Source organism: Bradyrhizobium genosp. A (assembly GCF_049949275.1).
Taxonomy (GTDB): domain Bacteria; phylum Pseudomonadota; class Alphaproteobacteria; order Rhizobiales; family Xanthobacteraceae; genus Bradyrhizobium.
In genome coordinates, this window is record NZ_CP188196.1 from 6,518,763 (window position 1) to 6,538,515 (window position 19,753).

Consider the following 19,753-nt stretch of genomic DNA (forward strand, 5'->3'; position numbering starts at 1 on the left):
AGCGTTAAGAAAGCGTTGATCGGCTCGTTACAAGTCGAAAAGGCCGCCGGTGATGCGTCATCCACACACTGGCCCAAAATGCGCCCGTTAACCGAACCGCGCGATTGCGCGGAATGGAGGGTAAAGGAATAGTAAAGAGGGCTTGGCCCATTCTCTGTCCGACTTGAGCTGTTTATGTCGTCCGGTCCATCCACGCCATCTGGCACTGATTCGAAGCGTCAGCGCGTTCTCCCGGTTCCCAAGGCCGCGGCGACCATGCGGACGTTCGAGCCGGATTCGTCGATCGTCTCCGACATCATTCCCTCGCCCAATCACGGCGAGCGCAGCAAGGGACGGCAGCCCGACATGATCGTGCTGCACTACACCGGCATGCCCGACGTCGAGGGCGCGCTTGCGCGGCTGTGCACGGCCGGCACCGAAGTGTCGGCCCATTATGTCGTGCTCGAAGACGGCCGCATCGTGCAATGCGTACCGGAGGCCAGGCGCGCCTGGCACGCTGGCGCCTCGTCCTGGGCAGGCGAGGACGACATCAACTCCTGCTCGATCGGGATCGAGATCATCAATCGCGGCCACGATTGGGGCTATCCGGAATATCCGCTGCGCCAGATTGCGGCGGTCATCGCGCTGTGCCGCGGCATCATGCTCCGCCGCAAGGTGGCGCCGCACCGGGTGCTCGGCCATTCCGACGTCGCGCCCGCGCGCAAGAAGGATCCCGGCGAGAAATTTCCCTGGCATTCGCTGGCCAATTCCGGCGTCGGTCACTGGGTGACGCCGGCGCCGGTCGTGCGCGGCGAAACCCTGATGCTCGGCACCATCAGCGGCGAGGTGCTGAGCCTGCAGCAGGCGCTGGCACGCTACGGCTACGGCGTGCCGCTGACCGGCAAATACGATGCATCGACGATGGAAGTCGTCACCGCCTTCCAGCGCCACTTCCGCCCCGCACGCCTGGATGGCGTTGCCGATCACTCGACGCTGTCGACCTTGCAGGCGCTGCTGGCGAGCCTGCCGGCGGATGGGGCCGCGGTCGCCTCGAAGTGACGGTGCAAGCCGTCATTGCGAGCGAAGCGAAGCAATCTAGACTCTTTCCGCAGCGACAGTCTGGATTGCTTCGTCGCTTCGCTCCTCGCAATGACGGATCATGTGGCGACTACTCCATCTCCCGCACTCGCCGCGCATACAGCCGCCGCAACGGCTCGAGCTGCGTCGCCGCCGTCGCCGCGACATAAGCCTCGCGCGCCTCGTCGTGGCGGCCGAGCCGGCGCAACAGATCGGCACGCACCGCCGGCAACATCTCATAGCCGTCCAGCCCGCCGCGCGCGGTGATGGCGTCGACGAGATCGAGCGCGCGCGCCGGACCGTCGACCATCGAGACTGCGGCGGCATGGTTGAGCTCGATCACCGGGGACAGGCTGATGCGCAGCAGCACTTCGTAGAGGCCGGCGATCTGCGGCCAATCGGTCTCCTCGAAGCTCGGTGCGCGGGCATGCAGCGCCGCGATCGCGGCCTGCACCGCATAAGGCTGCGGCCGGCCCGGCACGCGCAGCGCGTGATCGACAAGACGCAGGCCTTGCTCGATCTGCGCGCGATCCCAGAGCGAGCGGTCCTGCTCTTCCAGAAGAACGATGTCGCCGGCCGCGGTCTCGCGACCGGCACGGCGCGCATCGTGCAGCAGCATCAGCGCCAGCAACCCTTTGATCCCCGCGCGGTCAGGCATCAGCTGGTCGAGCAAGCGACCGAGCCTGATCGCCTCGACCGCAAGGTCAGGCCGCATCAGGTGCGTGCCCGCGGTTGCGACATAGCCTTCGGTGAAGACGAGATAGATGACGGCGAGCACGCCATCGAGCCGCGGCGCCAGCGCCTCGCGCTCGGGCACTTCATAGGGAATGCCGGCAAGCCTGATCTTCGCCTTGGCGCGGACGAGGCGCTGCGCCATCGCGTCCTCACTGATGAGGAAAGCGCGCGCGACCTGCGCGATGGAGAGGCCGCAGACCGTGCGCAGCGTCAGCGCGACCTGGACTTCGGTCGCGAACGCCGGATGGCAGCAGGTGAAGATCAGCCGCAGCATGTCGTCGTCGAGCATCGCCGGCTGTTCGGCCGGCGGGTCTGCATTGAGCTCGAGCAGGAGCGCCTGCTGCTTGCCGCGGAAAGCAGCCTGGCGACGCACACGGTCGATCGCCTTATTGCGGCCGACATTGACCAGCCAGGCGCGCGGATTGTCGGGGACTTCGCCGGCCGCCCAGCGCTCCAGCGCAACCGCGAACGCATCCTGGAGCGCATCCTCGGCCAGATCGAAATCGCCGACGAGGCGGATCAGGGTGGCAAGCGCCCGCCCCGCCTCGTCGCGGAATATCCTGTCGATGTCGGTGGCCGAGATCACTTGTAGATCATGATCGGCCTGACTTCGATCGACCCATCCCTGGCGTTGGGAATTCGTGCTGCCAGCGCAATGGCAGTGTCGAGATCCTTGGCCTCAACCAGATAGTAGCCGCCGAGCTGCTCGCGGGTTTCCGCGAACGGACCGTCGGTCGTCATGGTCTTGCCGTCGCGCACACGCACCGTGGTCGCCGTCGTGCTCGGCTGAAGGCCGTCGCCGGCCTTGAAATGGCCGCTCTGGACGATGGACTGCGTGTAAGTGCCATACTCCGCCGACATCGCCTGACGGTCTGCGGGGGTCATCTTGTTCAATTCCGCTTCGCTCCGGTAGATCAGCAGCAGATACTGCATCGTTTAACTCCTATTGTTCGGGGGATTCCCGACATCCAGTCGAACGGGGCACACACCAAACGACATCTTCAGGATAAATTATTTGCAGACCGCCTGCTGCGCGATATCGCCTTGACGAAACCGTCACAAATGCCCATTGCCTAGGCCGTCAGTCGGCCGGACGGCCGCTCCGGCAAGTGCCGAAAGGCCGCCGGGGAGGAAAGTCCGGGCTCCCTTGACATACGGTGCCGGATAACGTCCGGCGGGGGCAACCCCAGGGAAAGTGCCACAGAGAACGAACCGCCCCGCTTCGCCTTCGGGCTTCGCGGGGTAAGGGTGAAAAGGTGCGGTAAGAGCGCACCGCGGGTCCGGCAACGGAGCCGGCATGGTAAACCCCACCGGGAGCAAAACCGAATAGGGACGGCGTAGCGGGCTGTTCGCTTTGAGCGATAACGCCGCGGGGCGATGTCAGGCCCGCCGTCCGGGTAGGTTGCTCGAGGCCATGTGCAAACATGGTCCCAGAGGAATGGCCGTCACGTATCGTTCGCGCAAGCGGACGGTGCCTTACAGAACCCGGCTTACAGGCCGGCTGATATTCTAAAGCGTTTTCGAGCGAAGTGGTTTTCCGGTTCGCGTGAAGAAAACGCGTCTTGCTGAAGAAGCAACGAGGGGTTCGATGTTAGCGCATCGGACCCCTCACCATTTTTGGCCCGGCTGTCATTCCGGGGCTCGCGAAGCGAGAGCCCGGAATCCATCAGGCCGCAGAGTTAGTGGAGAAATGGATTCCGGGCTCGTGCTACGCAGGCCCGGAATGACGGGCGTGGGTCAGGCGACGATCTTCTCCAACACGCCCATCAACGCTTCCGGCGCGGTCACGTTCGGCGCGTGGCTGGCGTCGAGCTCGAAATAGCGCCAGCCCTCCTCGGTCTTCGTCCGCTGCGCGAACTGCCCGAACACGTCGCCCGGCGGAATGCGTTTGCAATAGATGTAGCTGCGCGGCATCGCGGGTTCGCCGTGTTGAAGCTTCAGCTTCGTCTCGAAACATTTGATCGGCATGTTGATACGGCGCGCGTTGAGCCAATCGAGATCGGCTTGCGGCGTATCCGGCGGCGGCGGGTTCGGCGGGATGCGGTAGCCGTCGCCGGCGGCAGCAGCCTTGCGCATCGGCTCGCGCCCGGCCTCGTTGAGATCGAACAGCGACTGGCCATCGCGCGGCACGAAGGCGTCGAGATAGATCAATTGCGCCACGCGCTCTCTTGCGCGATCGGCAACGCCGGTCGCCACCATCCCGCCATAGCTGTGGCCGAGCAGCACGATGTCGCCGAGATCCTCGAATGTGATGACGTTGAGGATGTCCTGGATGTGTGTCTCCAGATCGACCGCCGGACTGGCGAGATGCGCGCGCTCGCCGAGCCCGGTGTAGGTCGGCGCGACCAGGCGGTGGCCGGCCTGCGCCATCAGCGGATGGATCTTCTTCCAGGCCCATCCGCCGGACCACGCGCCATGACAAAGCAGGAAGGTTTTTGCGCGTGGGGTCATCGGCGCTTCCATCGTTCTTGTTTTGATACGATGGAGTGTAGCTGATGTAAACGCCGCCGGGCGTCAGGCCGCGCGCGGCTCCTTCGCCAGCACGGGCGCAAGCTGACCGGCTTCCCGCCGCAGCTTGCTTGCCTCGAAGCCGTGCATGCCGATCTGCCATTGCAGTCCGACGATGGCGCCCTTGGTTGGCTGCAGCAAAGCGAGCGAGGCAAACAGCGTCACCGGCAGCCATACCGCGAGCTGCAGCCAGACCGGCGGTGCATAAGCGGTCTCGATCACGAGGATCGCCGGCACCACGAGATGGCCGACCACGACCATCACCAGATAGGCCGGGAAGTCATCGGCGCGCTGGTGGAACAGCTCCTCGCCGCAATGATCGCAGCTGTCGGCGACCTTGAGGAAACGCCCGAACATATGCCCTTCGCCGCAGTTCGGGCACTTGCCGCGAAAACCGCGCCACATCGCCTTTGCCAGAGAGACTGAACCGGTCGCCATGACGACACCTCTTCCGTTTTGCTGATCCATACAATAATATCTTGCATCCATACATTCAAAGGATATGGGCCCAAATTGCATGGACTGGACTCCTACAATCTCGGAGCTGAGCGGGCCGCGTTATCAGCGCATCGTCGAGGCCATGGAAGCCGATATCGCCGCCGGCCGGCTGGTGCGTGGGCAGCAATTGCCGACGCAGCGCGCCCTCGCCAAGGCGCTCGGCATCGATCTGACCACGGTGACGCGCGCCTACACCGAGGCGCGGCGCCGCGGCATCATGGAGGCCCGGGTCGGCCAGGGATCGTTCGTGTCGGAGACCAGCGCACGCCGCGTGGTCGACCTGCCGCATCCCGTCGCGATCGACCTCTCGATGAACGTGCCGCCGCATCCCCTCGAAGCGCAGCTCGACGAGCGCATCATCGCTGGCCTCGAAGCCCTTCGCGCGCAATCGGGACTGACCGCATTCCTGAATTACCAGCCGCCCGGCGGCAGCGCGCATGAGCGCGAGGTCGCCGCGCGCTGGATGCGCGCACGCGTTCCGCATGCGCATGCCGATAGGCTCGTGATCTTTCCCGGCGCGCAGACGATCCTGTTCAACCTGCTCGCGCACCTTGCGCGGTCCGGCGACATTGTGCTGACAGAGGCCCTCACCTTCCCCGGCATCAAGGCCGCAGCAGCACAACTCGGCGTCAAGCTCGTCGGCGTCGCCATGGATGACGGCGGCGTGCTGCCCGATGCGCTGGCGAAGGCTTGCCGCACGCACCGGCCGAGGGCCGTCTATCTCATTCCGACGCTGCACAATCCGACCACGGCGACTCTTGCCCCCGAGCGTCGCAGCGCGATCGCCAAAATCGTCCGCGACGCCGATACGCTGCTGATCGAGGACGACGCCTACGGGCTGCTCGATCGCTCGGCAGCGCCGATCTCCAACCTCATCCCAGAGCGGACATATCTGGCGACCACATTGTCAAAATGCATCGCGCCGGCGCTGCGCGTCGCTTATCTGCTCACACCCAATAGCGGCGCGCAGCTTCAGATGCGCGGCCATCTCCAGGCGACCGTGCAGATGCCGGCACCGCTGATGGTCGCGCTGGTGACGCACTGGCTCGAGACCGGCGTCGCCGACCGCATCATCACCGCGATCCGCAACGAGGCCGTCGGCCGCCAGCAATTGGCACAGCGCGCATTGAAGGGTTTTCAGTTCCAGGCAAAACCCGCCGCACATCATTTGTGGCTGCGGCTGCCGGAGGGATTGGGCCGCCGCGATGTCACCGCGCAGCTGTTGCGCGATGGGCTCGCCGTCGTGGCCAGCGACTCTTTTGTGGTTGACGGCAACCCGCCGAACGCTGCGCGGCTTTCGCTCGGCGCCGCGCGCAACCGCGCGGAGCTCACGCAAGCACTTCGGATTCTGATCGGCGCGCTGCAGAGGCTCGCCGATACCAGGCAGATCGTCTAAGGCGCGAAGACCTGCGTCTGCATCTCGGCGATCGCAGTTGGCAAGATCATCCGGTATGCTTGCGCGATCTAGCCACCTTGTCTCACGCTGTCGATAAATTGCTCGCGTTCGCCAGGCGCGTAACCCTGGGAAGCTCCCGGATACAGGTCATTGTTTTCACCGTACGGTGCCGCGCGGCGGTAGATCGCCGGCCCGGATGGCGCGTAGCCAAAAGCCGAAGCGGGGTCTGAGGCGGCTCCGCCCTGATCGGGACGAACAATGACATGGTGCCGGTGCGCGTGGTGCACGGTAGCCGCGTTCGCAGAGCCCGCCAGGGCGATCAAAAGGCCCGAAGCCAGAATAATACGCATCGCTTTCTCTCCAATCGACAGCCGCCCCGCTTCAGATACAAATCAGGTCGCGCCGTTCCAACAAGGAGCGGGTTCACGATAAGTCACATCGGTGGCATCACGGGCGCGGCGCCTCTATGGTCGTTCTCCATTGTCCAACCCGGGGACTGCGGATCACCAAGGCTGCGCTCATCGAGCCGCTAGCCCAAATTCCTATGCGCACTACGTGGGCGTGTCGTTCGAAAATGCCCGACGATTTCAGGTCGCGGTTGCGCGCAAGCATGCATTGACCGCCACGCCCGCGGCTGTGCTATGCACGGTGCGGTGATCACGAGATCGCAACAACAGGAACTTAGGGGTGGAAACGTTCACGATTGCGCTGCTCCTGTTCGGCGCGCTGGCCGGCGGCTTCGTCTCGGGGCTGGCGGGATTCGGCACGGCGCTGATGGCGCTCGGCATCTGGCTCTACGTGCTGCCGCCCTCGCTCGCGGTGCCCCTGGTGCTGATCTGTTCGGTGATCGCGCAGACCTCGACGCTGCCCTCGATGTGGAAGAGCTTTGACCTGTCGCTGGTGTGGCCGTTCCTGATCGGCGGCTTGATCGGCGTGCCGCTCGGGACCATGCTGGTCGCCTCCGCCGATCCAAAAGTGTTCAAGCTCAGTGTCGGCGTGCTGCTGCTGGTCTTCTCGAGCGCGCTGTACCTGAACAAGAAGCAATTCGCCATCACCTTCGGCGGCCGCATCGCCGATGGTGCGATCGGATTTGCCGGCGGCATTTTGGGCGGGCTCGCCGGACTATCCGGACCGCTGCCGATCCTGTGGGCCAACATCCGCGGCTGGAACAAGCACGAGCGGCGCGGCATCTTCCAGCTGTTCAATTTCACCGTGCTCGCCGCCGCACTGGTGTTGCAGACGGCCTCAGGCCTGGTCGCGTTCAAGGTGGTCTGGCTCGCGATGGTCGCATTCCCGGGCACGCTGATCGGCGCGTGGCTGGGAGCGCGCGTCTATCACGCGCTGAGCGACAAGCATTTTGGCGATGTCGTGCTCGGCCTGCTGTTCCTGTCGGGCGCTACCCTCGTCTGGAACAGCATCGGCGCGTTCTAGGCGGGCTCGCGCACCGAAGGCGCAACGGGCTCAGGCGCCGCCTGCTTCGGAGCATCCTGCTGCCGGCGCGTCACCAGCCGCTTCCCTGAACTCGCGGCGCAGCAACCACAGGCTCTGGACCGCCTGCAGCGTCGTCGCCGCGTTCGACAGATACCAGACGTACTCGATCCGAAAGCCCGGCCGCGTCGACAGAAAGATCGCCGGCAGGGAATAGGTGAGGACGCGCGTCGCCGAGCTCCACAACACCGGCTTGGTGTTGCCGAGGCCCTGGAACATGCTGGAGCAGGTGAAGATCAATCCCTGCGCCACCATGTTCAGCGAGATCATCTTCAGAAACAGCAACGCGACGCTCATTGTCTCCGGATCATTCGAGAAACCGGCAAGCAACAATCCAGGCTTGAGCTGCACGAGGATCGTCAGCGCGATCATCACGACGGTCGCGATCAGCGCCGCCTTGACGAAGGTCTCCCGCACCCGCTCATGATTGCCCGCACCGAAATTCTGGCCGACGATCGGCCCTGCCGCGAGCGAGACGGCAAGGGCCGGCATCTGGATCAAGCCCACGACGCGCGTGCCGATACCGAAGCCCGCCTGGGCCGCCGGACCAAGGTCGCGCAGCACGTAATAGATCGCGGCCATGAAGATGAAGATCATCACGAACTCGCCGCCGGCGGGCAAGCCGACATTGAGGATCCTCTTCCACTGCCGCAATTGCGGACGCCATTGCGCAGGATGGAAGGCGACATAGCGCTCCAGCCTGCGGAAATAGGCAAACAGCATCAGCACGCCGATGAAGACCGCGATCGTGCTTGCCAGGCCCGCTCCGGCGACACCGAGCGCGTATCCGGTGCCCCAGCCCGTGATCAGGACCGGCGCCAGCGCGATGTTGATGATGACGGCGAGCACCTGCACCAGCATGCTCGGCCGCACGATGCCCGTGGCCCGCAGCGCGGCCGCCATCACCTGCGTGACGAATTGCAGCGCTAAGGCCGGCATGAACCAGAGAAAATAGGTGGTACCGGCATTGATGGTGGCCTCATCGTTGGCAATCGCGCGCATATAAGGGCGCGCCAGCACAAGGCCGCCGAGCAGCGTCAACAGCCCGAACAGCACCGAGAGGACGACCGCCTGGTTGAACACGAGATTGGCGTCGTCGCGATCCTTGCGGCCCACGGCATGCGCGACCAGCGCCACCGTGCCGACGCCGAGCATCTGCATCAGCGCGTTGACGAGGAAGCCGGCGTTGCCGGCCGCAGCGACGCCGGCAACCGCGGCATCGCCGAGCCCGGACACGAAGTACAGGTCGACCAGCTGGCAGATCATGATCGTGATCATGCCGACCACGATCGGTGGCGCCATGCTCAGGATGTGGCTCACGATGGAGCCGCGCGTCAGATCCTTCATCTCACTCCATCCTCGACGACGTGACGGCGGGGCTTTCGCCCTGCCGCCGCGCGCCTCATTCCGCTGCTGCGATATGCCCGAGCTCCACCACCTGGCGCTCGAACAGGCTGCGATAGATTCCGCCAGGCTTGGCCGCGAGCACGGCATGCGTGCCCTGCTCGACGATTTCGCCGCGGTCGAACACCAGGATGCGATCGAGGCTGCGCACCGTCGACAGGCGGTGCGCGATCACGATCGAGGTGCGGCCTTTCATCAGCCGCTCCATCGCCTGCTGGATCAGCGCCTCCGATTCCGAATCGAGGCTCGAGGTCGCCTCGTCCAGGATCAGCACCGGCGCATCGGCCAGGAAGGCGCGCGCCAGCGCCACGCGCTGCCGCTCGCCACCCGACAGTTTCACGCCGCGCTCGCCGACCAGCGTTCCGTAGCCCTTCGGCAGGCGCAGGATGAAGTCGTGCGCATTCGCGAGCCGCGCCGCCTGCTCGATCGCCTCGAGGCTGGCACCGGGCCGGCCATAGGCGATGTTCTCGGCGAGCGAGCGGTGAAACAGGATCGGGTCCTGCTGCACGATCGCGATCTGGCTGCGCAGCGATTGCTGCGTGGCCCTTGCGATATCCTGCCCATCGATCAGCACCCGACCTTCGGTGACGTCGTAGAGCCGCTGCACCAGCTTGACGAACGTCGTCTTGCCGGAGCCGGAGCGACCGACGAGGCCGACGCGCTCGCCGGCACGGATCCTGACCGACAGCCCGTCATACAGCGGCGCGCGATGGCCGCCATAGTGGAACGTGACGTCGTCGAACACGATCTCGCCGCCTTCGATCGCGATCGGCCGCGCGTCACCGGCATCGGCGATGCCGATCGGCTCGTCATGGATCGCCACCAGCTCCTCCATGTCGTTGACCGAGCGCTGGAGGTTGTTGATGTGCATGCCGATGTCACGCAAATAGGCGTGGATGACGTAGTAGCTCGTCAGCACATAGGTGACGTCGCCGGGCGAGGCATGCCCGTATATCCACAGCAGCACCGAGCCGCCGATCACCGACCCGCGCAGGCATAGCAGCAGCGAGAGCTGCGCCATGGCGGTGTAGTTGTAGCGGAACCAGGTCCGCCGCACCCGCACGCGCCAGCGCTTGATGGCACGGGCCAGCCGTGCATCCTCGCGCGCTTCCGCGCCGAACGACTTCACCACCGCATTGCATGTCAGCGCATCCGCCAGCGTGCCGCCCACCTTGGTGTCCCAGGCGTTGGACACGCGCGCGGCCGGCGCGATGTAGCGCGTCGAGAACAGCACCGTCATCGTCACATAGGCGGCCGCACCGAGCGCGATCACCGCGCCGAGCGAGGCCCAGTGCACGCCGAGCAGGATCATCGATCCGATCAGCACGACCAGCGACGGCAGCAGCGCCAGCAGAAGGGTGTCGTTCAACAAATCGAGCGCCCACATGCCGCGCGTGATCTTGCGCACGGTCGAGCCCGCGAAGGAGTTGGCGTGCCAGTCGGTCGAGAAGCGCTGCACGCGCAGAAATGCGTCCTGCGCCACGTCCGACATGATCTTCAGCGTAAACGGCACGATCACTTGCAAGCCGGTCAGGCGCAACACCATCGACGCTGCGCCCAGCACCACGATGCCGCCCAGCGCCACCAGCGCGGCGTGGCGGGCAGCAGGATCGGACGGGCCACGCGTCAGCGCATCGACCAGATGTCCTGAAAACACCGGCATGAACAGGTCGGCGACAGTCGCGCCGAGTAGACCGGCGGCAATGGCGAGCGTGCGCCCCGGCTGATTCAGCCAGTGCCAGAACACGAAGGGCAGGACCACGCGAATAGCCGCGGGCTTTTTTGACAGAGCGGTCATGGCGTCATCCGGCCGCTTTGCCGCGGGCCGGCTCCATCGATGGACGCAGGCCGGCCGCGAAGGCCGAGACGGCGTCACTTTGAACTGATTTTGACTTGGGAGGCGGAGCGATCGGGAAAAAAGCCCAATCGAAGCTGGCGGAAGTGGCCTCTAGCAGGCCGAATATGTACCGAGCCAGATCATCATCGAGCGCGGAAACGCGATCTGCGAATGCGACGAAATCATGCAAATCTCTCCCCGGTTCGATTGAATGAGGTGCGCTTTATAGATGTATGATTCGCGATTTGCAACGGCCTCGCGCGAGATCACGCGCGAGTGTTGCATTTTGGTGCGACGACACCGATCGTGTGGCCGCTAATGCGCGTCGCCGCCGGCGCCGAACGGCGAGGCCGGCTTGTTCAGCAGCGTGACCAGGACGCTGAGGCTCAGATAGAACAAGGTCAGAATGAAGAAGGCGTCGCCAAAGCTCATCACCACGGCCTGGCGGTGCACGATCTGGCTGAGCTGCTTCATTGCCATCAGGGTGGAGTCGCCCAGGCCCTGGAACTTCTGCTGGAGCATGGTCAGGGTTTCGGTCGCGGTCGCATTGCCCCAGGTCACGCGCTCCTGCAGACGCGTGATGTGCAGGTCGGCGCGATCGTTGAGCACGGTGTTGATGACAGCGAGCCCGACCGCACCGCCGAGATTGCGCATCAAATTGAACAGGCCGCTCGCATTCTTCACCTTGTCGGGCGGCAGCGTGCCGAGTGCGATGTTGTTGGTCGGCACCATTGCGAACATCATGCCGATGCCGCGCAGGATCTGCGGCATCAGCAGCTCGTAGAAATCGTAGTCGCGCGTGATCCAGGTCATCTGGTAGGAGCCGATCGCGAACACGATCAGGCCGAACGCGATCATGTAGCGCATGTCGTACTTCGCCATCAGGCGACCGACCAGCGGCGCGACCAGGAACATGGTGATTCCGGAGACGAACATGGTCTCGCCGATCATCAACGCGCTGTAGCCACGCACTTCCGCAAGATAGCGCGGATAAATGTAGGTCAGTCCGTAGAGGCCGATGCCGATGCAGAATTGGAGCACGCAGCCAACCGCAAAATTGCGGTTGGTGAAGGTGCGCAGGTTGACGATCGGCTCGGCCGCCGTGAAGACGCGGACGAAGAAGGCAATCGCCGAGACGACGCAGATCCAGGCGCAGATCGCCACGGTCGTGTCCTGCAGCCATTCATATTGCGGACCTTCTTCCAGCACGTATTCCAGCGTGCCGAGGAAGCCGGCCATGAAGATCAGGCCCCACCAGTCGAAGCGATCGAGCAGCTCGAAATGCGGCTCGTCGAAATCGACCAGCGCCCACACGCCGAGGGTGATGCCGATGCCGGGCACGACGTTGATGAAGAACAGCCAGTTCCACGACATCAAATCGGTGATGTAGCCGCCGACCGTCGGTCCGATCGTGGGAGCTAAGGTCGCAACAAGCCCGATGATGGGGCCGACGATATGGAATTTCGAACGCGGGAACACGGTGTAGGCCGAGGCGAACACCGTCGGGATCATGCCGGCGCCGAGAAAGCCCTGGAGCGCGCGCCAGAGGATCATCTCCTCGATCGTGGTGGCGAAGCCGCAGAGCAGGCTCGAAATCGTGAAGCCGGCCGCCGAAATCGCAAATAGCAGCCGCGTGCCGAAGGCGCGCGACAGGAAGCCTGACAGCGGGATCGCGATCACTTCGGCGATCAGATAGGCGGTCTGGACCCAGGAGACCTCGCTCGAGCTTGCCGACAGGCCGGCCTGGATTTCGCTCAGTGAAGCCGAGACGATCTGGATGTCCAGGATCGACATGAACATCCCGAACACCATGATGATGAAGGCGAACAGCCGCTTCGGCGCGATGCGCTCCGAAGCGGCTGCCGCCATCATGGCAGGTGAAGCAGTCGTGGCGTTTGCCATGGTCTGACCTCGCAGCGCTGGGTCGCGCGCCTACTGCGGATGGATCATGGTGGGATCGTCGAGATCGATCTCGCTGTCGGCGTCGGCGGCACCCTTGTTGGTGTCGACCGTCGCGTAGATCGACATGCCGGCGCGGAGCAGGTTCTGCTTGGCAACCTCCTTCGGCACGCGAATGCGGACCGGCACGCGCTGCACGATCTTGGTGAAATTGCCGGTGGCGTTGTCCGGCGGCAGCAGCGTGAACACGGAGCCGGAGCCCGCTGCGATGCTGTCGACGACGCCGGAGAACTTGCGCATGCCGTAGGCATCGACCTTGATCGTCACCGGCTGGCCGGGACGGATGCGCTTGAGTTGGGTCTCCTTGAAATTGGCGTCGATATAGACGTCGTCGAGCGGTACGACATTGCCGAGGCGCTGGCCGACGGCAACGAAGTCGCCGGCGCTGACGAGACGGTTGGAGAAGATGCCGTCGACCGGGGCGCGCACCGCCGTGAAGGCGAGGTCGCGCTCGGCTTTGGCGAGCGTGGTCTTGAGCTCGGCAAGCTGTGCCTGGGCTTCGACCTGCTGTGCCTTGGCGACATCGACATTGCTCACCGCGACATCGTAGGCGGCCTGCGCGGCCTTGACTGCGGCGGCGCCCTGGTCGCGTCCGGCTTCCGAGGTCTCGAACGTGGCGCGCGAGGCAAAGCCCTTGTTGCTCAGCGCCTGCTGGCGCTCATAGTCGAGATCGGCGCGCTTGAGGCCCGCCTCGGCAGAGACGAGCTGCGCCTTGGCCTGCGCGACCTGGCTGTCGAGCGCCGCGACCTGGCGGCCGATGCGATCGATGGTGGCCTGCTGGGTCGCGATCCGGGTCGCGGCGGCATCGACCGCGATCTTGTAGTCACCGTCGTCGATGCGCAGCACGGTGTCGCCGGCATGCACCAGCGTGTTGTCACCGGCCAGGATCGAGGAGATGTGGCCCGACACGCGCGCGCCCAGCATGGTGTTGTTGGCGCGGACATAAGCGTCGTCGGTGGAGACGAAGAAGCGGCCGACCAGCGTGTAGTAGCCGGCATAGCTTGCCGCCGCGAGCGCGAGCACCAGGCCGATTCCCATCATGACGAATTTGCGCTTGCCGGATTTTGGCGCGGCAGCGGCGGGGACGGTCGGGGCCGGCTGGTCGGTGACGGGCTTCTCCGGCGCCTCGCCGGTGCGGCGTTTGGTTTCTTCAGTCACATGAGACCGCAGCTGCTCGGCGAGCACTGCGGGTGTCCCGGTCGCAGCTTCACCATCCGCCACCGTCGTCTCCACCGCTTCCTGGCGAAGGACGCGCGCAGCCTGGTCTCTCGACGTGGCCATAAAGGCCTCCCCAATCAAAACGCGACCCGGAGCAGCCGTCGCACGGCTGCTTTCCGCTCGCCCATTCCAATTACCATTGACCGAACGGTTCGGTCAATCTACTAATATTCCTGGACCGGAACCTACTGGCCCGAATCCTTTATTTGCGTTTCTTGGTCCAAGCCCCGGTCCAAAACCTTCCGAGACCCTAAACCAATGGTTGCACCCAACCGCGAACAACTGCACTCGCTCCCGGACGAGGACAGCTCCAAGCGGCGCCAGATCCTGGCCGGCGCCCGTAAAGTGTTCATGGATCTGGGTTTTGACGGCGCCAGCATGGGCGAGATCGCGCGCGCGGCCGGCGTCTCCAAGGGCACACTCTACGTCTACTTCGCCGACAAGAGCGCGCTGTTCGAAGCCATCCTCGAGGAGGAAGCGCTCCAGCACGGCCAGGTTGTATTCAATTTCGACCCCGCGCGCGACGCCGAGACCACGCTGAGGGATTTCGGCGCGGCCTATCTTCATCTGCTCTGCCGGCCCGGCGGCGGATCGGCGATCCGCACCGTGATGGCAATCGCCGAGCGCATGCCCGACGTCGGCCGCCGCTATTATTTCCGCGTGCTGGACAAGACCATCAGCCGGCTGTCGGAATATCTCAAAGCCCATGTCGCCCCCGGTGATCTCGCGATCGATGATTGCGACCTGGCCGCCTCGCAATTCATGGAACTGTGCAAGGCCTCGCTCTTCCTGCCTTTGGTGTTCCAGGCCGCGCCGCCGCCATCGGAACAGCGCATGATGGAAGTGATCGACAGCGCGACGTGGATGTTCCTGGCCGCGTACAAGGCGAAGTAACGGCGGCAGGCCACGCGTTGCGCATGCGGTTCGCGCCGCATTATATTGAGCGCCATGTCCCGTGATCTTCGCCCGCCGGTCGATATCTTTCATTACGAGATCGTCCAGGAACAGGCTTCAGCGCTTGGACGGATGGGCCGCGCGCTCGAACAGGCGCTCGCGGAACTGCGCGCGTTCGATGCCGCCCACGCACTCCCGGAGACGCCGGCCGCGATGCAGCCGGCCAGGCGCAAGCTGGTGATGACCGCCGGCCAGGCGCTCTGGATGTTCGTGGTGCAACGCGAGGCGACCGGCCTGCGCGACAGCCGCCACATCATGCGGACCTACAACGTCCCGGCCGAAGTGCAGCGGTGCATGGGGCTGGCGCCAGCGCCGTCGACGAAGCGGATTTCGAGATGACGTTCTAACCAACTCAATTCATCTGAGATATGTCGGCGCCCATTTTGGATTGCGTCCGACTAATCGTCCGAGAACTCGTCTTCCTCGTCGACCTTCTCGCGCTTGCTCTTGCGCGCACCGAGCGCGCCGGTCACGGAGGGATCGCGATTGTTCGCATACGGATTGCGCTGCTGCGCTCGCGCCGCGACCTCTTCGCCGGAGACTGCAGCCGGCTGACAGATCAGGCGGCGGCTGGCGCGGCGCATCAGGTCGACGTGAATGTGATCGTAGTGATAGACGTTGGAACCCGGCGCGAGCACGGTGGTAAAATGTGCGCAGGCACCCGACTGCACGTCGCGCAGAAACCCCTGCTCCTCCGGCAGGCCACGCCAACCATCCTTCACCGAGATGCGGCGGCCGTCGGCAAGGGTGAAGCCGGCGACATCGAGCGCGTTGCCGAAGGCGTGCTCGGAAATGTGGGCATGCGGATTGCCGTTCATGCCGCGGCAGGAATAGGCGGAGATCTGCTTGATCTCGACCACACGCTGGCCGAACCAGCGCATCGCCGAAGGCTGCACGCTGTCGGCAAACCAGCGATCGAGCTCGGAGACGATCGGACAGGCCAGCGTCGCCGTCGGCTTCACCGCGACGGGACCGACGGCGGTGACGGGATTGCCCTGCGCGGGACCCAGCCGCGGCAACGGCTGTTGCGCTGGCGCTTGCGAATACGGCGCCGGACCGGGGGGCCGCGCCGGATAGCTCGGTGCATTCATGTAGCGCGCGGCGCCCGCGGCATCGGTGCCCTCGGGCGGCAGGTCGATCTCGTCTTCCTGCGGTGCCACGCCGGGCGCGCTGAGCGACACCGGGCCGGAGGAGGCGCCATAGCCGGAAGGCTGGCGCACCGCGCTCTCGGGATAGTTCGACCGCTGCGGATAGGGGGATGCTGGATAATTCGCTTGCGGCTGCGTCGTTGGCCAGCGCGGCTGGTTGCCGATGCTGCCGGGCGGGCGCAGCTCCTCGTCGGCGAAACCGTAGCTGCTGGTGCCCTCGCCGATGGCGGCGACCTTCAGCGGAAACTCGGCGCCGCACATGCCGGGGCCTGAGATCGGCTCGATCCGGACGATGTCGGCACTCTCCTTCACGGCGCCCGATTTCAGGCACGCCGCTTCGGCCTCGGCCCGCCACGGTTCACGTTCGGCCTGGAAAAAGCCGCGTCCGCAACCCGCGAGCGAAACAAGGACGATGGAGCCGACGAGATACAAACGAACTCCGCGCGTCATGCGCGGCAGGTTCGGTGAATTTACTTAAAGACTCTTCAACGTGTCGATTTCAGCTTTCCTTTACCATGACGCGCCGGCGGCCGCAGGTGAACGACAATAAGACTGCCTTTTTTCAACGGTGAGTTTCTGTTAACCATGACGATCGCGCGCAAAACGGCGCGCTGAGCGATCCCAAGCGGATCTCATGGAGCAACGTCATGACGTTCGTCGGCAGACTGAGCGTTGTCACCGCGTATCTCGCCATGGCCTTCGTCGGCGCCATCGTGCTCGGCATGATCTAGCAGCGTCCACCGACCGCATCACGGGCCCCGCCCGACTGAGCCAGATCGTCTGGCCGCCGGGTGCTTTGCGTTGCTCAGAAATTCGAGCAGTCGGAATGTGCGCTGGCTCACCCGGTCAGCCGTTGTGAGGTTCATCACAGAGCGCCGGACGTATCGGGCATAAGGTCGAACCACATCCGGTCCGCCATCGACTTCAGTCCATATCGGGACCCACGCCATTCTGGAGGTTGTCATGAACAAGCTCACCATCGCCGCCACCGCACTCTTCCTCGCCTCGACCGCCGTCGCGCAGGCCGGCAATTCGATCTCGTTCCAGATCGAAGGCCAGCGCGTCCGCATCGAGACGCCGCGCAACTGCGCCTCGCTCGATTGCGTCACCATCGTGGCGCCGGGCTTGTCGAACAAGCCGATCAAGCTGAACGACATCAATCTCAACGGCCTTGGCGGCTCCAAGGACGATGACGACAGCACGCCGAGCACGACGACGGCAAGCCCCGCGCCGGCTCCGGTGCAGCAGCAACCCGTGCAGCAGGCGCCGGTGCAAGCCACCGTTCCGGCAGCGCCCGCCGTTGCTCCCGCCGCTCAGACAACCATTGCCGCAGCGCCGTCCATCGACACCACCACGCAGCCGGCGCCGGTTGCCGCTCCTGCTCCGGTCGCCACGGCTCCCGCGTATGCGCCGGCTCCGGCACCTGCGCCTGCTCCTGTCGCTCCCGTACAGGCTGCGAACACGCCGCTCGGTGTGTGGGCGACCGAAGAGAACAAGGGCAATGTACGCGTCGAACAATGCGGCGCCAATCTCTGCGGCTATGCCGAGAAGAGCAACGAGCGCATCCTGATCAACATGAGGCCCGACGGCGCCAAGTGGAGCGGTCGCATCCACGATCCCGACTCCGGCCGCAACTACGACTCGACGATCGCGATGAAGGGCCCGAATGCGATGCGTGTGCAGGGTTGCGCCTTCGGCGGCATGTTCTGCGGCGGCCAGACTTGGAAGCGGGTGAGCTGAGGCGCGAAGCGCGTCATCCCGGGGCGATGCGAAGCATCGAACCCGGGATCTCGGGCCGAGAACTCGCACTACTCGAGATTCCGGGTTCGCGACTTCGTCGCGCCCCGGAATGACGAGCAAGAGGATGGCGCCACGTCCCTGACACCGGGACGTGGCGTTTGAACGTTCGCCCGTCCCGTGCGACCGACGTTCATCCGCCATTCAGCCAGCTCCGGCTGATATCGGCCGATCTCGCCTCGTGTTCTCACCGGGACCTCATTCGTGGCTTTGATGGTGGCTTGGCGCCGCGTCGTGTTTGCTTTGCCGCTGCTGGCGCTGCCGCTGGCCGGTGCGGACAGGGCGTGCGCGTCCGACGTGGTCGAGCTCGCGCAGGCGCAGCCGCAGGCACAACCGACGCCCGCCCCTTCCCCGACGCCATCGGCCTCGCCCGCGCCGGCGGCCGATGCACAGCCCGCTGCCGTCGAGCCGATCGGCAACGTCGCCACCGTGACGGGAATCGCGACCGTTGTCCGCGACAAGAACTCCTATCCGCTGAAATTGCGCGACGACATCTATCTCAACGACGTCGTGCAGACCTCCTCGAACTCGTCGCTCGGCATCACCTTCAACGACGCCACCACATTCAACCTCTCCGCCAGCGCCAAGATCACCATCGACAATTACGTCTATGAGGACGGCGGCAAGCAGAATTCGGCGATCTTCGACATCGGCAAGGGCACGGTCGCCTTCGTCGCGGCTGCGGTGGCGAAGAGCGGCGACATGAAGATCGCAACGCCCACCGCAACGCTCGGCATCCGCGGCACCACCGGCGTCGTCGACGTGCCCGAAAACGCGACCGCGAACACTGCGAATAACGTCAACATAAAACTCTATCCCGACGCCGACGGCCGGGTCGGCCACATCGACGTCAACGACCGCACGAGCGGCACGCGGCTCGGCGCGCTGACGCAAGCCTCGAGCGGCTTTGCGATCCGGCCCGGTGCAGGCGGCCCCGGCGGCATGCGCTTTGCCGCGGTGCCGATCACGATCCCGCCGCAGCAAATCGCGCGCGACCGCGGCTTCGTCAACCAGGTGCATGCGGCGCAGACGACCGGCCGCCAGATAGTCACCGAGCAGCGCGACTTCCGTCGCGCCAATCCGGCCGCGATCAGCCGCATTCCGCGACCGGCACAGCCGCCGCAACAGCAGCAATTGCGTCCGAACACGGCGCCGACCCCGCAGCCGCAGCGGCCGAACGGCCAGCCGGGTCAGAACAACCGTCCGGGTCAGCAGCCGCCGGGTGCACCGAACCGTCAGGGGACGCAGCCGGGCACGCAGCAGCCGCAGCGTCAGGGACAGGGCGGGCAGCCAGGCACGCCGCGCGCGGGTCAGCAGCAGCAGGGCACGGGACAGCCGGCCGCCCAGCCGCGTACCGGACAAGGCACACAGCCCGGCAGCGCGCCGCAGACGCAGCCGAAGCGCAACAGACAATCTCCGCAAGCGCCTGGCACGGTCACGCCACAACCGCAAACACCGCGCACCGGATTGCAGCCCGGCGCACAGCCGCAACAAGGCGTCGCGCCACGCCAGCCCGGCTTCCAACAACGCCTGCCCGGCGCACAACGCCCAGCCGCACCGCGCAGGCCTGCGCCGGCTCCGAAGGAAAAGAAGAAGCGATAGAGGCAGTGTGCGCGCCGAGCACGCGGTGCGCTCCCCGTCCTGCTCTCTCCTCCGTCATTGCGAGCGAAGCGAAGCAATCCAGAGTCCCTCCGCGGGAAGATTCTGGATTGCTTCGCTGCGCTCGCAATGACGACTTGGAGAGAGCTGACGCTA

Annotated in this window: 17 protein-coding genes, 1 other RNA gene and 1 pseudogene; 8 read left to right on the forward strand and 11 right to left on the reverse strand. The window is 65.1% G+C overall.

What is annotated here, in order from left to right; genetic code table 11:
- Positions 1–255: 255 nt before the first annotated feature.
- Complete coding sequence (locus ACP2YP_RS30550) at positions 256–1,038, forward strand: N-acetylmuramoyl-L-alanine amidase (RefSeq protein ID WP_426419936.1); 783 nt, start codon at positions 256–258, stop codon at positions 1,036–1,038.
- Between the two features lie 109 nt (positions 1,039–1,147).
- Here the strand turns inward: ACP2YP_RS30550 and ACP2YP_RS30555 are convergent, their stop codons facing one another.
- Entirely contained in the window at positions 1,148–2,377 is a 1,230-nt protein-coding gene (locus ACP2YP_RS30555) for an RNA polymerase sigma factor (RefSeq protein ID WP_426419937.1), read from the reverse strand.
- On the reverse strand, positions 2,374–2,724 hold the full coding sequence (locus ACP2YP_RS30560; protein WP_426419938.1) for a YciI family protein: 351 nt from the start codon (positions 2,722–2,724) through the stop codon (positions 2,374–2,376). Before ACP2YP_RS30560 ends, ACP2YP_RS30555 begins: the two co-directional genes overlap by 4 nt.
- Positions 2,725–2,872: 148 nt before the next feature.
- Between ACP2YP_RS30560 and rnpB the strand changes: the two genes are divergently transcribed.
- Positions 2,873–3,300, forward strand: an RNA gene (gene rnpB, locus ACP2YP_RS30565) — RNase P RNA component class A.
- 228 nt (positions 3,301–3,528) lie between these two features.
- On the opposite strand, the gene ACP2YP_RS30570 is transcribed toward rnpB, so the two are convergent.
- Together ACP2YP_RS30570 and ACP2YP_RS30575 are read right to left on the reverse strand one after the other, a co-directional pair.
- On the reverse strand, positions 3,529–4,242 hold the full coding sequence (locus tag ACP2YP_RS30570) for an alpha/beta fold hydrolase (RefSeq protein ID WP_426419939.1): 714 nt from the start codon (positions 4,240–4,242) through the stop codon (positions 3,529–3,531).
- A gap of 63 nt (positions 4,243–4,305) precedes the next feature.
- A complete protein-coding gene (locus ACP2YP_RS30575) occupies positions 4,306–4,737 on the reverse strand; it encodes a DUF983 domain-containing protein (protein WP_426419940.1) in 432 nt (143 codons plus the stop codon).
- 79 nt (positions 4,738–4,816) lie between these two features.
- Here ACP2YP_RS30575 and ACP2YP_RS30580 point away from each other — a divergent pair, with 79 nt between their 5' ends.
- Positions 4,817–6,193, forward strand: coding sequence for a PLP-dependent aminotransferase family protein (locus tag ACP2YP_RS30580; protein ID WP_426419941.1), 1,377 nt, complete (start codon positions 4,817–4,819; stop codon positions 6,191–6,193).
- 68 nt (positions 6,194–6,261) lie between these two features.
- Here the strand turns inward: ACP2YP_RS30580 and ACP2YP_RS30585 are convergent, their stop codons facing one another.
- Positions 6,262–6,543 carry a hypothetical protein gene (locus ACP2YP_RS30585; RefSeq protein WP_426419942.1) on the reverse strand — a complete coding sequence of 94 codons (282 nt, stop codon included), beginning with the start codon at positions 6,541–6,543 and terminating at the stop codon, positions 6,262–6,264.
- A gap of 337 nt (positions 6,544–6,880) precedes the next feature.
- Between ACP2YP_RS30585 and ACP2YP_RS30590 the strand changes: the two genes are divergently transcribed.
- Complete coding sequence (locus ACP2YP_RS30590; RefSeq protein ID WP_426419943.1) at positions 6,881–7,624, forward strand: sulfite exporter TauE/SafE family protein; 744 nt, start codon at positions 6,881–6,883, stop codon at positions 7,622–7,624.
- Here ACP2YP_RS30590 and ACP2YP_RS30595 read toward each other — a convergent pair.
- The 5 genes and pseudogenes from ACP2YP_RS30595 to ACP2YP_RS30615 form a co-directional block, all read right to left on the reverse strand.
- Positions 7,621–9,028: pseudogene (locus ACP2YP_RS30595) on the reverse strand (MATE family efflux transporter). The gene ACP2YP_RS30590 and the pseudogene ACP2YP_RS30595 sit on opposite strands and share 4 nt — an antisense overlap.
- A 55-nt stretch (positions 9,029–9,083) precedes the next feature.
- Positions 9,084–10,883: an ABC transporter ATP-binding protein gene (locus ACP2YP_RS30600; protein ID WP_426419944.1), complete on the reverse strand. Its 1,800-nt coding sequence runs from the start codon at positions 10,881–10,883 to the stop codon at positions 9,084–9,086.
- A 4-nt stretch (positions 10,884–10,887) separates the two neighbouring features.
- Positions 10,888–11,112 carry a hypothetical protein gene (locus tag ACP2YP_RS30605; RefSeq protein ID WP_426419945.1) on the reverse strand — a complete coding sequence of 75 codons (225 nt, stop codon included), beginning with the start codon at positions 11,110–11,112 and terminating at the stop codon, positions 10,888–10,890.
- A 125-nt stretch (positions 11,113–11,237) separates the two neighbouring features.
- Positions 11,238–12,824, reverse strand: coding sequence for a DHA2 family efflux MFS transporter permease subunit (locus ACP2YP_RS30610; protein WP_426419946.1), 1,587 nt, complete (start codon positions 12,822–12,824; stop codon positions 11,238–11,240).
- Positions 12,825–12,854: 30 nt separating this feature from the next.
- Positions 12,855–14,162, reverse strand: coding sequence for an HlyD family efflux transporter periplasmic adaptor subunit (locus tag ACP2YP_RS30615; RefSeq protein ID WP_426419947.1), 1,308 nt, complete (start codon positions 14,160–14,162; stop codon positions 12,855–12,857).
- Positions 14,163–14,357: 195 nt separating this feature from the next.
- Here ACP2YP_RS30615 and ACP2YP_RS30620 point away from each other — a divergent pair, with 195 nt between their 5' ends.
- Positions 14,358–14,993 (forward strand): TetR/AcrR family transcriptional regulator, encoded by a 636-nt coding sequence (locus ACP2YP_RS30620; protein ID WP_426419948.1) that lies wholly within the window; start codon positions 14,358–14,360, stop codon positions 14,991–14,993.
- Positions 14,994–15,047: 54 nt separating this feature from the next.
- A complete protein-coding gene (locus ACP2YP_RS30625; RefSeq protein WP_426419949.1) occupies positions 15,048–15,392 on the forward strand; it encodes a DUF6665 family protein in 345 nt (114 codons plus the stop codon).
- A gap of 59 nt (positions 15,393–15,451) precedes the next feature.
- On the opposite strand, the gene ACP2YP_RS30630 is transcribed toward ACP2YP_RS30625, so the two are convergent.
- On the reverse strand, positions 15,452–16,651 hold the full coding sequence (locus ACP2YP_RS30630) for an extensin family protein (protein WP_426419950.1): 1,200 nt from the start codon (positions 16,649–16,651) through the stop codon (positions 15,452–15,454).
- Between the two features lie 513 nt (positions 16,652–17,164).
- On the opposite strand from ACP2YP_RS30630, the gene ACP2YP_RS30635 reads away from it, so the two are divergent.
- Positions 17,165–17,941: a DUF2147 domain-containing protein gene (locus ACP2YP_RS30635; RefSeq protein WP_426419951.1), complete on the forward strand. Its 777-nt coding sequence runs from the start codon at positions 17,165–17,167 to the stop codon at positions 17,939–17,941.
- 270 nt (positions 17,942–18,211) lie between these two features.
- On the forward strand, positions 18,212–19,600 hold the full coding sequence (locus ACP2YP_RS30640) for a FecR domain-containing protein (RefSeq protein ID WP_426426315.1): 1,389 nt from the start codon (positions 18,212–18,214) through the stop codon (positions 19,598–19,600).
- Positions 19,601–19,753: the final 153 nt, after the last annotated feature.